This is a genomic window from Salmonella sp. GDC200615, assembly GCF_050574145.1.
Taxonomy (GTDB): Bacteria; Pseudomonadota; Gammaproteobacteria; order Enterobacterales; family Enterobacteriaceae; genus Salmonella; species Salmonella enterica.
Map to the genome: position 1 here is coordinate 4,191,028 of NZ_CP192247.1, position 14,769 is coordinate 4,205,796.

At 51.9% G+C, this 14,769-nt stretch carries 10 protein-coding genes, 2 tRNA genes and 2 pseudogenes; 3 read left to right on the forward strand and 11 right to left on the reverse strand.

Annotated features, from left to right (window positions below; all coding sequences use genetic code 11):
* Positions 1–183: 183 nt before the first annotated feature.
* From infB to ACQ29O_RS20335, 4 genes are all read right to left on the reverse strand, one after another.
* On the reverse strand, positions 184–2,862 hold the full coding sequence (infB, locus tag ACQ29O_RS20320) for a translation initiation factor IF-2 (protein WP_000133064.1): 2,679 nt from the start codon (positions 2,860–2,862) through the stop codon (positions 184–186).
* 24 nt (positions 2,863–2,886) lie between these two features.
* Entirely contained in the window at positions 2,887–4,389 is a 1,503-nt protein-coding gene (gene nusA / locus ACQ29O_RS20325; RefSeq protein ID WP_001031038.1) for a transcription termination factor NusA, read from the reverse strand.
* A gap of 27 nt (positions 4,390–4,416) precedes the next feature.
* A complete protein-coding gene (gene rimP / locus ACQ29O_RS20330; RefSeq protein WP_000105461.1) occupies positions 4,417–4,869 on the reverse strand; it encodes a ribosome maturation factor RimP in 453 nt (150 codons plus the stop codon).
* Between the two features lie 207 nt (positions 4,870–5,076).
* Positions 5,077–5,153: transfer RNA gene (locus ACQ29O_RS20335), tRNA-Met, on the reverse strand.
* A gap of 343 nt (positions 5,154–5,496) precedes the next feature.
* On the opposite strand from ACQ29O_RS20335, the gene argG reads away from it, so the two are divergent.
* Both argG and ACQ29O_RS20345 read left to right on the forward strand, forming a co-directional pair.
* Positions 5,497–6,840: an argininosuccinate synthase gene (gene argG, locus ACQ29O_RS20340; protein WP_000207646.1), complete on the forward strand. Its 1,344-nt coding sequence runs from the start codon at positions 5,497–5,499 to the stop codon at positions 6,838–6,840.
* A 157-nt stretch (positions 6,841–6,997) separates the two neighbouring features.
* Positions 6,998–7,958 (forward strand): annotated as a pseudogene (locus ACQ29O_RS20345) (helix-turn-helix domain-containing protein).
* Between the two features lie 84 nt (positions 7,959–8,042).
* On the opposite strand, the gene ACQ29O_RS20350 reads toward ACQ29O_RS20345, so the two are convergent.
* The 6 genes and pseudogenes from ACQ29O_RS20350 to rlmE form a co-directional block, all read right to left on the reverse strand.
* Positions 8,043–8,129: transfer RNA gene (locus ACQ29O_RS20350), tRNA-Leu, on the reverse strand.
* Between the two features lie 13 nt (positions 8,130–8,142).
* Positions 8,143–8,475, reverse strand: coding sequence for a preprotein translocase subunit SecG (gene secG, locus ACQ29O_RS20355; protein ID WP_000272680.1), 333 nt, complete (start codon positions 8,473–8,475; stop codon positions 8,143–8,145).
* A 222-nt stretch (positions 8,476–8,697) separates the two neighbouring features.
* On the reverse strand, positions 8,698–10,035 hold the full coding sequence (gene glmM / locus ACQ29O_RS20360) for a phosphoglucosamine mutase (RefSeq protein ID WP_020937195.1): 1,338 nt from the start codon (positions 10,033–10,035) through the stop codon (positions 8,698–8,700).
* A pseudogene (gene folP, locus ACQ29O_RS20365) lies at positions 10,028–10,877 on the reverse strand (dihydropteroate synthase). The gene glmM and the pseudogene folP overlap by 8 nt, the downstream one beginning before the upstream one ends.
* A gap of 104 nt (positions 10,878–10,981) precedes the next feature.
* Positions 10,982–12,916, reverse strand: a complete 1,935-nt coding sequence (gene ftsH / locus ACQ29O_RS20370; RefSeq protein WP_001107481.1) for an ATP-dependent zinc metalloprotease FtsH — start codon at positions 12,914–12,916, stop codon at positions 10,982–10,984.
* Positions 12,917–13,019: 103 nt separating this feature from the next.
* The gene (gene rlmE / locus ACQ29O_RS20375) at positions 13,020–13,646 is read right to left on the reverse strand and encodes a 23S rRNA (uridine(2552)-2'-O)-methyltransferase RlmE (RefSeq protein ID WP_000145974.1); all 627 of its coding nucleotides are present in this window, start codon (positions 13,644–13,646) and stop codon (positions 13,020–13,022) included.
* A 126-nt stretch (positions 13,647–13,772) separates the two neighbouring features.
* Here rlmE and yhbY point away from each other — a divergent pair, with 126 nt between their 5' ends.
* Positions 13,773–14,066, forward strand: a complete 294-nt coding sequence (gene yhbY / locus ACQ29O_RS20380) for a ribosome assembly RNA-binding protein YhbY (RefSeq protein ID WP_001592995.1) — start codon at positions 13,773–13,775, stop codon at positions 14,064–14,066.
* 155 nt (positions 14,067–14,221) lie between these two features.
* Here the strand turns inward: yhbY and greA are convergent, their stop codons facing one another.
* The gene (gene greA / locus ACQ29O_RS20385; RefSeq protein WP_001148008.1) at positions 14,222–14,698 is read right to left on the reverse strand and encodes a transcription elongation factor GreA; all 477 of its coding nucleotides are present in this window, start codon (positions 14,696–14,698) and stop codon (positions 14,222–14,224) included.
* Positions 14,699–14,769: the final 71 nt, after the last annotated feature.

Here is a 14,769-nt window from a genome sequence, read left to right on the forward strand (position 1 = left end):
AAGCCCCTTTTTAAATTTCTTGCCGGGTGGCGCTTCGCTTACCCGGCCTACGCCTAATCATCTTCTAAGGATTTTGGATTGCAACAAGGCGGCAAGCTCGTAAATCCCCGGGAGCATAGATAACTATGTGACCGGGGTGAGCGAGCGCAGCCAACGCCGTTGCGGCCCAAAAGACGACGAAGATTAAGCGATGGTACGTTGGATCTCGATAATTTCGAATACTTCAATCATATCGCCAACGCGAACGTCGTTGTAGTTCTTCACGCCGATACCACATTCCATGCCGTTACGGACTTCGTTAACGTCATCTTTGAAGCGGCGCAGGGATTCCAGCTCGCCTTCATAGATAACCACGTTGTCGCGCAGTACGCGGATTGGGTTATGGCGTTTAATCGTACCTTCGGTAACCATACAGCCCGCGATCGCGCCGAATTTCGGCGATTTGAACACATCGCGCACTTCAGCCAGACCGATAATCTGCTGTTTCAGTTCCGGAGACAGCATACCGCTCATCGCCGCTTTCACTTCGTCGATCAGGTTATAGATGACGGAGTAGTAACGCAGATCCAGGCTTTCAGATTCGATCACTTTACGCGCAGAGGCATCGGCACGAACGTTGAAGCCAACCAGAATGGCGTTGGACGCCGCAGCCAGGGTCGCGTCGGTTTCGGTGATACCACCTACGCCAGAACCGATGATCTTCACTTTCACTTCGTCGGTAGACAGTTTCAGCAAAGAGTCGGAGATCGCTTCCACAGAACCCTGTACGTCGGCCTTCAGCACGATGTTCACTTCGTGAACTTCGCCTTCGGTCATGTTGGCGAACATGTTCTCAAGTTTAGATTTCTGCTGACGCGCCAGTTTAACTTCACGGAATTTACCCTGACGATACAGAGCAACTTCACGCGCTTTCTTCTCGTCGCGAACGACGGTCACTTCGTCACCCGCAGCCGGAACGCCGGACAGGCCGAGGATTTCCACCGGAATGGACGGCCCCGCTTCCAGCACTTCCTGACCCAGTTCGTTACGCATCGCACGCACGCGGCCGTATTCGAAGCCACACAGCACGATATCTCCCTTATGCAGCGTACCTTCGCGTACCAGAACGGTAGCCACCGGACCACGACCTTTATCCAGGAAGGATTCGATCACCGCACCGCTCGCCATACCTTTACGAACGGCTTTCAGTTCCAGAACTTCGGCCTGCAGCAGGATAGCGTCCAGCAGTTCGTCGATACCGGTGCCCGCTTTCGCAGACACGTGAACGAACTGGCTCTCGCCGCCCCACTCTTCCGGCAGAATGCCGTACTGGGACAGTTCGTTCTTAACGCGATCCGGATCGGCTTCCGGCTTATCGATTTTGTTCACCGCAACCACGACCGGCACACCTGCCGCTTTCGCGTGCTGGATAGCTTCGATAGTCTGCGGCATCACGCCATCGTCTGCCGCTACCACCAGAACCACGATATCCGTTGCCTGGGCGCCGCGAGCACGCATAGAAGTAAACGCGGCGTGACCCGGGGTATCCAGGAAGGTGATCATCCCGTTGTCAGTTTCAACGTGGTAAGCACCGATGTGCTGGGTAATGCCGCCCGCTTCGCCAGAGGCTACTTTCGTGGAACGAATGTAGTCCAGCAGAGAGGTTTTACCGTGGTCAACGTGGCCCATGATGGTCACAACCGGTGCGCGCGGTTCAGCCGCAGCGCCGGTATCACGGTCGCTCATTACCGCTTCTTCCAGTTCGTTTTCACGACGCAGGATAACTTTGTGGCCCATCTCTTCGGCAACCAGTTGTGCGGTTTCCTGGTCGATAACCTGGTTGATGGTGGCCATAGCACCCAGCTTCATCATCGCTTTGATGACCTGAGAGCCTTTAACCGCCATCTTGTTCGCCAGTTCGCCAACGGTGATGGTTTCACCGATCACCACGTCACGGTTAACGGCCTGAGCGGGCTTCTGGAAGCCTTGCTGTAAAGAAGACCCTTTACGCTTGCCGCCTTTACCGCCGCGAACCGCAGCACGCGCTTCTTCGCGATCGGCTTTGGATTCGGCATGTTTGCCTTTTTTCGCCGGACGCGCTGCTTTTGCATTACGGCCACGACCACGACCGCCTTCAACTTCACGATCGTTTTCGTCTTCGGCCTGGCGAGCGTGCTGAGAAGTGGTGACATGATAGTCACTGGTGTCTTCTACTGGCTCAGGCGTTGCGGTCCATTTGTTTTCTTCCGCCATGCGGCGAGCTTCTTCTGCTACACGACGCGCTTCTTCTTCGAGTTTGCGACGTGCTTCTTCTTCCGCTTTACGCTTCAGCTCTGCAGCTTCATTCTCACGGCGGGCTTTTTCGGCCTGGGCGGTTTTGGTCATATCGTCAGTCTGTTGATTGCTCACTTTGTCTTTTTCCGCAGCTTCACGTTTCGCTTTTTCAGCGGCTTCACGCTTAGCTTGTTCTGCGGCCTCGCGTTCAGCTTTTTGTTGCGCCTCGCGTTTGGCCTGTTCTTCTGCCTCACGACGGGCTTGCTCTTCCGCTTCACGCTGCGCCTGCTCTTCCGCGGCCAGGCGTTCAGCCTCTTGCGGATCGCGTTTCACAAAGGTGCGCTTCTTGCGGACTTCGATTTGTACCGATTTACTTTTTCCACCGGTACCTGGAATGTTCAGGGTGCTGCGCGTCTTACGCTGCAGCGTCAGTTTATCGGGACCAGAAACCGCTTCGCGGTTCAGGTGCGCCAGTAAAGTCTGTTTTTCTTGTGCGGACACAGAGTCGTCAGCAGATTTCCGGATACCTGCATCAGCAAACTGCTGTACCAGGCGATCCACGGAAACCTGTCTCTCTGCGGCCAGCGCTTTTAGGGTTACATCTGTCATGCTGTTCCTTCCTGCTACAGTTTATTACGCTTCGTCGCCGAACCAGCAAATATTACGGGCAGCCATAATCAGCTCACCGGCTTTTTCGTCGGTCAACCCTTCGATATCAGCCAGATCATCAATGCCCTGGTCGGCGAGATCTTCCAGCGTACAAACACCACGAGCCGCCAGTTTGAAAGCCATATCGCGATCTAATCCTTCCAGATTCAGCAGATCGTCAGCCGGTTTGTTATCACCGAGGCTTGCTTCCTGGTCCTGCGCCAGAGTGGCCAGTGCGTTTTTAGCACGCTCGCGCAGTGCTTCAACGGTCGGCTCATCAAGGCCGTCAATTTCCAGCAGTTCTTTCATTGGCACATAGGCCAGTTCCTCGAGCGTGGAGAAACCTTCTTCTACCAGAACGGTCGCGAACTCTTCATCAATATCAAGATATTTAGTAAAGATCTCGATAGCGGCATGTGCTTCAGCCTGATGTTTAGCCTGCAAGTCATCAACGGTCATTACGTTGAGTTCCCAGCCGCTCAATTGCGAAGCCAGGCGGACGTTCTGACCATTACGTCCGATCGCCTGCGCCAGATTACCGGCTTCAACGGCGATATCCATGGTATGTTTATCTTCGTCCACCACGATAGACGCGACGTCTGCCGGCGCCATCGCATTAATGACGAACTGCGCCGGGTTATCATCCCACAGCACGATATCGATACGCTCACCGCCCAGTTCGGTAGAGACCGCCTGAACGCGCGCGCCGCGCATCCCCACGCAAGCGCCGACCGGATCGATACGTTTATCGTTGGTTTTCACTGCGATTTTCGCACGAGAACCCGGATCGCGAGCCGCCGCTTTAATTTCAATCACTTCTTCGCCGATTTCCGGCACTTCGATGCGGAACAGTTCGATCAGCATTTCCGGCTTGGAACGGGTGACGAACAGCTGCGCGCCACGCGCTTCTGGACGTACAGCGTACAGAACACCGCGGATGCGGTCGCCCGGACGGAAGTTTTCACGCGGCAGCATATCTTCACGCAGAATCACCGCTTCAGCGTTACCGGCCATCCCTTCGGATTTAATTTCCAGAGAGATATTGTCGCGGTTCACTTTCTTCACCACGCCAGTGACAATTTCGCCTTCCTGGTCGCGGAACTGATCGACAACCATCGCGCGTTCAGCTTCACGGACCTTCTGTACGATAACCTGTTTCGCAGTCTGCGTGGTGATACGGTCAAAGGTGACAGATTCAATCTGATCTTCAACATAGTCGCCGACATTCAGGCTTTCGTCTTCAAAACGCGCCGCTTCCAGCGTAATTTCCTTCGTCGGCATGGTCACTTCTTCAACGATCAACCAACGGCGGAAAGTATCAAAATCACCGCTTTTACGATCGATTTCTACACGAACATCGATCTCCTGCTCATATTTTTTCTTTGTTGCTGTCGCCAGCGCACTTTCCAGCGCTTCAAAAATTTTTTCGCGTGGCAGCGCTTTTTCGTTGGAGACGGCTTCAACAACAGCCAAAATTTCTTTGTTCATCGCGGGCTTTTCACCTCATCCAGACTGTTAAAAGTGGGGAACCAGGTTCGCCTTCTGGATATTACTCAGCGCGAACACTTCATCTTTGCCTTCGACTGTGACGGTAATCATTTCACCGTCCACCGCTTTGATAATGCCCTGCCACTTGCGACGGTTCTGTACCGCCATGCGAAGAACCAGCGCGACTTCTTCACCCTGGAAACGCGCATAATGATCGGCAGTGAACATAGGACGGTCGAGACCCGGTGACGAGACTTCAAGGTTGTAAGCCACGGAGATAGGATCTTCAACGTCCAGCACCGCGCTTACCTGGTGGCTCACATCAGCACAATCATCAACATTGATGCCATCTTCACTATCAATATAGATGCGCAGTGTGGATGTGCGACCGCGAATAAATTCGATGCCGACCAGCTCGTAGCCTAAGGCTTCAACTGGTGCTGTAATCATCTCTGTTAATTTTTGCTCTAATGTGGACAAGCCCACCCCCAAGACATAAAAAAAGGGCCTAAAGCCCAGTTATTCTGTAGTCAGATAACAAAAAACCCCGATAAATCGGGGCTTTAGATAACTGAACCCTATAACCGCAACGGCGGTCTGGTGTACCTTCCGAAAGAATTTTTTTCAAATCCAGCTACGAAGGACATAATCTTCACAGTATATTTGAAAAAGAACTCTAAGGGAAAGTGGTTGCGGGGGCCGGATTTGAACCGACGACCTTCGGGTTATGAGCCCGACGAGCTACCAGGCTGCTCCCCCCCGCGCCTGAAACGTGGCAAATTCTACTCGTTTTGGGCAAAATTTGCAAATACTGCTGGGATTTGGTACCGAGGACGGGACGTAAAATCTGCGCACAGTATAGTGACCAGGCATGAGTTATGTCAACCCTATTCCCAATATGCAGATGAATGAATATCACTCTTCGTTATACTCATCCCACCTCTCCGGCTTATACACGCATTTCACAACGTTATTTCAGTAAACCTTCACTAAACGCTTCCTGTCTCTGCTAAAAGATGATTAAATGAAAACTCAGTTATTTTGCATAAAAATGCACTAAAGCAGAAACCGATCTCATTATCAGTCAATCAAGCAGGGTTCTATTCTATGACGACGATTCTTAAGCATCTTCCAGCAGGTCAACGTATTGGTATCGCTTTTTCCGGCGGTCTGGACACCAGCGCCGCGCTGCTGTGGATGCGACAAAAAGGAGCTGTCCCATATGCTTATACTGCGAATCTGGGACAACCGGATGAGGATGACTATGACGCCATTCCTCGTCGCGCAATGGAGTATGGCGCAGAGAATGCTCGCCTGATTGATTGCCGCAAGCAGTTGGTTGCAGAAGGGATCGCAGCGATTCAGTGCGGCGCTTTCCATAATACGACTGGCGGACTGACCTATTTCAATACCACGCCTCTGGGCCGTGCCGTAACCGGCACGATGCTGGTCGCCGCGATGAAAGAAGACGGCGTGAATATCTGGGGCGACGGCAGTACCTATAAAGGCAACGATATTGAACGTTTCTATCGTTACGGCCTGCTGACGAATGCTGAATTACAGATTTACAAACCGTGGCTGGATACCGACTTTATCGATGAGCTGGGTGGTCGCCATGAGATGTCTGAATTTATGATTGCCTGCGGTTTCGACTATAAAATGTCCGTTGAAAAAGCCTACTCCACCGACTCCAACATGCTCGGCGCCACGCATGAAGCGAAAGATCTGGAGTTTCTTAACTCCAGCGTCAAGATCGTCAACCCGATTATGGGCGTGAAGTTCTGGGACGAGAGCGTGAAGATCCCGGCAGAAGAGGTGACCGTCCGCTTCGAACAGGGTCACCCTGTTGCCCTGAACGGTAAAACCTTCAGCGATGATGTTGAGATGATGCTGGAAGCAAACCGCATCGGCGGCCGTCACGGCCTGGGCATGAGCGACCAAATTGAAAACCGCATCATTGAAGCAAAAAGCCGCGGTATTTATGAAGCCCCCGGAATGGCGCTGCTGCACATCGCTTACGAGCGTCTGTTGACCGGTATTCACAACGAAGACACCATTGAACAGTATCATTCTCATGGTCGTCAGCTGGGTAAACTGCTGTATCAGGGCCGCTGGTTCGACTCGCAGGCGCTGATGCTGCGTGACGGCCTGCAACGTTGGGTCGCCAGCCAGATTACCGGTGAAGTGACGTTGGAGCTGCGTCGCGGCAACGACTACTCCATCCTGAACACCGTGTCCGACAACCTGACCTATAAGGCTGAGCGTCTGACCATGGAGAAAGGCGAGTCCGTATTCTCACCGGACGATCGTATCGGTCAGTTGACCATGCGTAATCTGGACATTACCGATACCCGCGAGAAACTGTTCGGCTACGCGAAAGCAGGTCTGTTAACCGCCTCTTCCGCGACCGGTCTGCCGCAGGTTGAGAATCTGGAAAACAAAGGCAAATAAGCCCGCGTCGTTGATGCAACAGGCCGCGAAAGCGGCCTTTTTTATTGCCAGCTTAGGCTCACATAATTTTTAAGTAAAACTAAATTGAAATTTACTAAAATAAAATCAATAATAAATTCACTTAATTAACGGTTTTATTTACTAAAAAGGTAGAAAAATGAACAGTGAGCACTTTGTACGCCTAGCCTTAGATATCCTTAAATGCAGCCAAAAAGAACTTGCTGGAAAGCTAGGGGTTTCCTCCACTCAAATTAGCAAGTGGAAAAAAGGTGAACATATATCTGATGATATGGAAAAGAAATTCAGAAAAATCACCAACATAGGCGAGTATTCTCCACTGCTTGTTGAGTGGGCAGGCTCCGTCAGTAATGCAGAAAAATGGGATCGTCTGATGCATTTTATTGCTGATAGAGTACATGACAGAGCAGAAACCGGCTACGTCACAACACCTCTACTCGACGAAGAAGGGTTCTTATGTGAAGAAACGATTGATACATTGGAAAAAATGGGGTTATCCGCTCCAAAATCTTTCCCTGTTGAATTAGATATCAACTATGAGAATACAGATGATGAAGAAACTGAAGATCTATGGGATCTCCATCAGCAATAACCCTCACAGTTCAATTATTGAAAAAATCTATAACTCGCTGAATGATGTCTATGGCTTTTATGCTGCTTATGTTGATGAATTAATACAAGATGAAGGGTTGGATATCTATTCAACTGATGCCATCAATATTATGTATTCTTTGATGTCGCTTGCAGCTTGCAAAATTGAGATTGATTCAGCAACAGCACCGAATTTTCGACAATTCCGTTATGAAGTTGAGAAGGATTATGAAAACTGGTTAAGCCAACTCAAACTTCTGGCATTCCGTGCAGGAATTCCATTACGAGCAGAGCTCCTCCAGATGGTTTACGATAGTGCAGATGATCTGAGTGTTGCAGCTGAGGCTGAAAGCTTAGATTTAAATAAATCACGAATCCACCCAGATATCTACATGAATGAAATACTGACTGGTATGCGAATCATTCACCAAGTTCTCCCTGTAATTATGGAAAAACTTGAAATTACAGATTTCGAGTTGGATGAAAGCGCCTTACACATAGGAAGATAACTGAGGCGGCCCTAAGTTAGTAAAGGGCCTCCGTTTTCAACAGACGAAAAAAAGACGCTTTTCAGCGTCTTTTTCCTGGAATATTGGTACCGAGGACGGGACTTGAACCCGTAAGCCCTATTGGGCACTACCACCTCAAGGTAGCGTGTCTACCAATTCCACCACCTCGGCACGGATACTGCTATTAGCGCGGGATATCGCTGGTCGGCTGGGCCGGTGCAGCAGGTTGAGTCTGCTCGGTCTTCGCCGGCGCGCTCAGATTTTCCCACTCGCTTCCTTTATTGGTTTTGTTGCTATTGATATTACCCAACACCAGACTGATGATGAAGAACAGCGTCGCCAATACCGCCGTCATTCGGGTCATGAAGTTACCAGAACCACTTGAACCAAATAGCGTAGCGGAAGCGCCTGCTCCGAAGGAGGCTCCCATATCAGCGCCTTTACCTTGCTGCAGCATGATCAGACCTACAAGGCCAATTGCCACAATAAGGAAAACAACTAAAAGAGCTTCGTACATAATCAACCTGTTCCTTGCGGAGTTGCCGCGTACCAATGCTTCTACCAATAAAGCGGGATTTTTACTGTTTCCCACTGAAGCGGGTGTGAATACTAACCAAAGCGAATGACCTTCGCAAGGGCAATTTAAGCGCATTGTATCAACTGCGGAAAAAAACAGCAAAAGCGTTGTTTTTTGCGGGCCGTAAGGCGGCAACCGCCGCCTTTTTAGTCACTTAAACGCTTAAACGGCTTTTACCGCATCCGCGATACGATGGGCGAATGCCGTAACCTGCGCTTCATCCTCGCCTTCCACCATCACGCGAATCAACGGTTCGGTACCGGATTTACGTAGCAGTACCCGCCCACGATTGCCGAGCGTGGCTTCTACGTCCGCCGTTACCGCTTTCACCGCTTCATTTTCCAGCGGATCGCCGCTACCGGCGGTGTAACGCACGTTAACCAGAATCTGCGGGAACATTTTCATACCGCTGCACAGATCATGCAGACTCATATGATTACGCACCATCGCCGCCAGAACTTGTAGCCCCGCTACAATACCGTCGCCAGTGGTCGTTTTATCCAACAGAATAACGTGACCAGAGTTTTCCGCGCCGATGCGCCAGCCTTTTTCCTGCAATTTTTCCAGCACGTAGCGGTCGCCCACTTTCGCCCGGGCAAACGGAATGCCAAGCTGCTTGAGCGCCAGCTCCAGCCCCATATTGCTCATCAGCGTCCCCACCGCGCCGCCGCGCAGTTGCCCCTGGCGCAGCCCTTCGCGCGCGATGATATACATAATCTGATCGCCATCGACTTTATTGCCTTCATGGTCAACCATGATGACCCGGTCGCCGTCGCCGTCAAGCGCGATGCCGAGGTCCGCCTTCTCCGCCAACACGCGCGCCTGCAACGCGCGCACGTCGGTCGCGCCCACTTCTTCGTTAATGTTGACGCCGTTTGGCTCACAGCCGATGGCGATAACTGTCGCGCCCAGCTCGCGCAGCACATTCGGTGCGATATGGTAGGTAGCGCCGTTGGCGCAATCCACAACCACTTTCAGGCCATTGAGGCTCAGTTCGTTCGGGAAGGTGCCTTTACAGAACTCAATATAGCGTCCGGCGGCATCGACGATGCGGCTCGCTTTCCCCAGCTCGGCGGAGTCTACGCAGGTGATCTCTTTTTCCATTTCGGCTTCTATGGCTTCTTCCACATCGTCAGGCAGTTTCGTACCGTCGATAGAGAAGAATTTAATGCCGTTATCATAGAACGGGTTATGCGAAGCCGAGATAACGATACCCGCCTCCGCGCGGAAAGTCCGCGTCAAATAGGCGACGGCTGGCGTTGGCATAGGTCCGGTAAACGAGGCCGACAGCCCCGCAGCGGCAAGGCCCGCCTCCAGCGCGGACTCCAGCATATAGCCGGAAATACGCGTATCTTTACCGATAATGATTTTACGCGAGCCATGACGCGCCAGCACTTTTCCGGCAGCCCAACCCAGTTTAAGCACGAAATCAGGTGTAATGGGGACATTGCCTACACGTCCGCGAATCCCATCGGTACCGAAATATTTACGATTACTCATAGCGTTTGTTTCCCTTTGCAGACAGAGTGGCTTCTACCACCCGCATCGCCTCTACGGTTTCTTTGACGTCATGGACGCGAATGATCTGCGCGCCCTGCATCGCGGCAATTACCGCGCACGCAAGGCTGCCGTTCAGACGGTCTGATGGTCCCACGTTAAGTAACTGACCAACCATCGTTTTACGTGACATGCCCACCAGCAGCGGCAGGTTAAAATGATGAAACTCACCCAGTCGCGCCAGTAAGGTATAATTGTGAGAGAGATTTTTACCGAAACCGAATCCGGGGTCGAGCAACAATTTCTCTTTTGCGATGCCGGCCTTCTCACAACGTGCTATTTGCTCAATAAAGTAGCGATTCACCTCGGCAAAGACATCGTCATATTTCGGCGCCTCCTGCATGGTTTTGGGGTTGCCCTGCATGTGCATAAGACTGACCGGCAAGCCGGTTTCCGCTGCCGCTTCCAACGCGCCGGGCTCGGAGAGCGAACGGACATCATTGATAATATGCGCGCCCGCCCTTGTCGCTTCACGGATCACCTCGGGTTTAGAGGTATCCACAGAAATCCACACTTCAAAACGTTGCGCGATTGCTTCCAGTACCGGAATAACGCGATCCAGCTCTTCTTCCACGCTCACTTCCGCCGCGCCTGGTCGCGTTGATTCCCCCCCCCACATCAATAATTGTCGCACCGGCATTCACCATTAAATTCGCATGTTTCACCGCCTCAATCAGCGTGTTATGCGCGCCGCCGTCGGAGAACGAATCCGGCGTTACGTTCAGGATACCCATAACATGCGGATGAGTGAGATCGAGCGTGGCGCCCTGAGCGAAGAGTTTCATGGTCAAAATCCCTGTTTTATTTGTGGTGAGTTAAAAAAAGAAAAACCCCGGGGCAAGCCCCAGGGTTTCGGTGAGCGCTAAACATAATGTTGTACAACAAACGTTTATTTATCGCCCAGCTGCTCTGACATCGTGTTGCCCGGGTTCGGCGTGCGTGGTTCATCAACCGGACGCGGCGCCTGAGGCGTACCATTGCTGTCAGAGTTATTGGTGCCGTTTGGATCTTCCCAGCCCGCAGGCGGACGCACTTCACGACGCGCCATCAGGTCATCAATCTGCGGCGCATCGATGGTTTCATATTTCATCAGCGCATCTTTCATCGCGTGCAGAATATCCATATTGTCAGTCAGGATCTGACGAGCGCGATTGTAGTTACGTTCAATCAGCGCTTTCACTTCCTGGTCGATGATACGCGCAGTTTCATCAGACATATGTTTCGCTTTTGCGACGCTACGGCCGAGGAATACTTCGCCCTCTTCTTCCGCATACAGCAACGGACCGAGTTTCTCCGAGAAGCCCCACTGGGTGACCATGTTACGCGCCAGGTTAGTCGCGACTTTAATGTCGTTCGACGCGCCGGTAGAAACATGCTCAACGCCGTAGATAATCTCTTCCGCCAGACGGCCACCGTACAGCGTGCTGATTTGGCTTTCCAGCTTCTGACGGCTGGCGCTGATCGCGTCGCCTTCAGGCAGGAAGAAGGTCACGCCCAGCGCACGACCGCGCGGGATAATCGTCACTTTGTGCACCGGATCGTGTTCCGGCACCAGGCGACCGATAATCGCGTGGCCCGCTTCGTGGTACGCGGTCGACTCTTTCTGCGCTTCCGTCATCACCATGGAGCGACGTTCGGCGCCCATCATGATTTTGTCTTTCGCTTTCTCGAACTCAACCATCGACACAACGCGCTTGTTACCACGAGCCGCAAACAGCGCCGCTTCGTTCACCAGGTTCGCGAGGTCAGCACCGGAGAAGCCCGGCGTACCGCGCGCAATGATCGCCGCATCAATATCCGTCGCTAACGGTACGCGACGCATATGCACCTTCAGAATCTGCTCACGACCGCGAACATCCGGCAGGCCTACCACCACCTGACGGTCAAAACGACCTGGACGCAGCAGCGCCGGGTCCAGAACGTCCGGACGGTTGGTTGCCGCGATAACGATGATACCTTCGTTACCTTCGAAGCCGTCCATCTCAACCAGCATCTGGTTCAACGTCTGCTCACGCTCATCGTGACCACCGCCCAGACCTGCGCCACGCTGGCGGCCTACGGCGTCGATTTCATCGATGAAGATAATGCACGGCGCCGCTTTCTTGGCCTGTTCGAACATGTCACGCACTCGAGACGCGCCGACACCGACGAACATTTCCACAAAGTCAGAACCGGAAATCGTAAAGAATGGCACCTTCGCTTCACCCGCAATGGCTTTTGCCAGCAGGGTTTTACCGGTACCCGGCGGGCCGACCATCAGGACGCCTTTCGGAATTTTACCGCCCAGCTTCTGGAAACGGCTCGGTTCACGCAGGTATTCAACCAGTTCCGCCACTTCTTCTTTCGCTTCGTCACAACCCGCGACGTCAGCAAACGTGGTTTTGATCTGATCTTCCGTCAGCATACGCGCCTTGCTCTTACCGAACGACATGGCGCCTTTGCCACCGCCGCCCTGCATCTGACGCATGAAGAAGATCCAGACGCCGATCAGCAACAGCATCGGGAACCAGGAAATGAAGATAGAAGCCAGCAGGCTTGGCTCTTCAGGTGGTTCGCCAACAACCTTGACGTTTTTAGTCAGCAGGTTATCAAGCAGCTTCGGATCATTAATCGGAATGTAAGTCGTGTAACGGTTACTATCTTTCTTGGTAACGTTGATCTCACGTCCGTTGATACGCGCTTCGCGAACCTGGTCCTGATTGACCTCTTGCAGGAAGGTAGAGTAATCCACCTTACGGCCATTAGACTCGCTGGGCCCAAAGCTCTGGAATACTGACATCAGCACAACGGCAATGACCAGCCAGAGTATTAGGTTTTTCGCCATGTCACTCAAGGGATTAACCTCTTATTACAACTGTGTTAAAAACAGCGTCAGGATACTCTATATCCAGTTTCTTTCAAACCTTACGTCTGAAATCTGCCGGTTATCACTTTCGCCCGGTCGCTACAATGTACACTTCACGCGAACGCGCACGCGAAGAGTCCGGCTTACGAACTTTAACCTTCGTAAACAGGGAGCGAATTTCCCTTAGATACTCATCGAAACCTTCGCCCTGGAACACCTTCACTACAAAACTTCCGCCTGGCGCCAGCACATCGCGGCACATCTCTAACGCCAGCTCCACCAGATACATGGCGCGGGGGATATCCACCGCCGGTGTTCCGCTCATGTTTGGTGCCATATCCGACATGACAACTTGTACTTTACTGTCACCCACGCGTTCCAGTAACGCTTTCATGACAAGTTCATCACGAAAATCGCCCTGAAGAAAGTCCACACCAACGATAGGATCCATAGGTAAAAGATCACAAGCGATGATGCGGCCTTTGCCGCCAATCTGCGTGACCACATACTGTGACCAGCCTCCTGGCGCAGCGCCGAGATCGACTACCGTCATTCCCGGCTTAAAAAGTTTGTCACTTTGCTGTATTTCATCAAGTTTAAACCAGGCACGGGAGCGTAGCCCCTTTTTCTGCGCCTGTTGAACATATTTATCGCTAAAGTGTTCCTGAAGCCAGCGGCTTGAGCTGGCAGAACGCTTTTTACCTGTCATTTAACTTTCCCGTCGGGGCAGTTCATCGTAGCCAATGGCGTAAATTTCTACACGCCTATTTGGCGATATAAGGGAGATGGCGGTAGAATGACCCGTTTTCAATCCCAACGTAAGCAAAAATATACGATGAATCTGAGTACTAAACAAAAACAGCACCTAAAAGGTCTGGCACATCCGCTCAAGCCTGTTGTTATGCTTGGCAATAATGGTTTGACCGAAGGGGTACTGGCCGAGATTGAACAAGCGTTAGAGCACCATGAACTTATCAAGGTGAAAATCGCCTCGGAAGATCGCGAAACAAAAACCTTGATCGTGGACGCTATCGTGCGCGAAACCGGCGCCTGTAACGTACAGGTCATCGGTAAAACGCTGGTGCTGTATCGCCCAACTAAAGAGCGTAAAATCTCGCTGCCGCGTTAAGGATATCCTAAAGTCGAACACAAAATCTGTGTAAAACGAGGGGTTTTCCACGAGCAGGAGAGCAAAATGCCACGCTCTCTCCGTTGATAAAAGGCCGCTATGCGGCCTTTTTCCTTTCTTTACAATACACCAACAATTTGCGTATTGAGTACTACTTAAAGGTATTCCACTTTAAGCACTTCGTATTCCACATCGCCGCCAGGCGTTTTGATCACCACGACGTCATCCTGCTCTTTGCCGATCAGGCCGCGAGCGATTGGCGAGTTTACCGAAATGAGATTTTGCTTAAAATCCGCCTCATCATCGCCAACAATGCGGTAGGTCTGCTCTTCGTCGGTGTCCAGGTTCAGCACCGTGACGGTAGCGCCGAAAATCACGCGGCCATTGTTCGGCATTTTAGTGACATCAATCACCTGCGCATTCGACAGTTTTGCTTCGATATCTTTAATGCGCCCTTCGCAGAAACCCTGCTGTTCGCGTGCAGCATGATACTCCGCGTTTTCTTTTAAATCGCCATGTTCGCGCGCTTCGGCGATAGCGGCGATGATTTCAGGACGGCGCACAGATTTCAGAAAATCCAGCTCTTCGCGCAGTTTTTCGGCTCCGCGTAAGGTCATCGGAATAGCTTGCATTTGTTATACCTCTTGAACATTCCTGTAGGGGGCAATGAACTCTACCCCGGCTGCTAAGCCAGCCCCGGCAT

Excerpts from the sequence above, each read along its gene's own strand:
- yhbY (WP_001592995.1), top strand. The coding sequence starts at position 13,773 with ATGAATCTGAGTACTAAACAAAAACAGCACCTAAAAGGTCTGGCACAT.
- ftsH (WP_001107481.1), bottom strand. The coding sequence starts at position 12,916 with ATGGCGAAAAACCTAATACTCTGGCTGGTCATTGCCGTTGTGCTGATG.
- greA (WP_001148008.1), bottom strand. The coding sequence starts at position 14,698 with ATGCAAGCTATTCCGATGACCTTACGCGGAGCCGAAAAACTGCGCGAA.
- nusA (WP_001031038.1), bottom strand. The coding sequence starts at position 4,389 with ATGAACAAAGAAATTTTGGCTGTTGTTGAAGCCGTCTCCAACGAAAAA.
- secG (WP_000272680.1), bottom strand. The coding sequence starts at position 8,475 with ATGTACGAAGCTCTTTTAGTTGTTTTCCTTATTGTGGCAATTGGCCTT.
- infB (WP_000133064.1), bottom strand. The coding sequence starts at position 2,862 with ATGACAGATGTAACCCTAAAAGCGCTGGCCGCAGAGAGACAGGTTTCC.
- argG (WP_000207646.1), top strand. The coding sequence starts at position 5,497 with ATGACGACGATTCTTAAGCATCTTCCAGCAGGTCAACGTATTGGTATC.
- glmM (WP_020937195.1), bottom strand. The coding sequence starts at position 10,035 with ATGAGTAATCGTAAATATTTCGGTACCGATGGGATTCGCGGACGTGTA.
- rlmE (WP_000145974.1), bottom strand. The coding sequence starts at position 13,646 with ATGACAGGTAAAAAGCGTTCTGCCAGCTCAAGCCGCTGGCTTCAGGAA.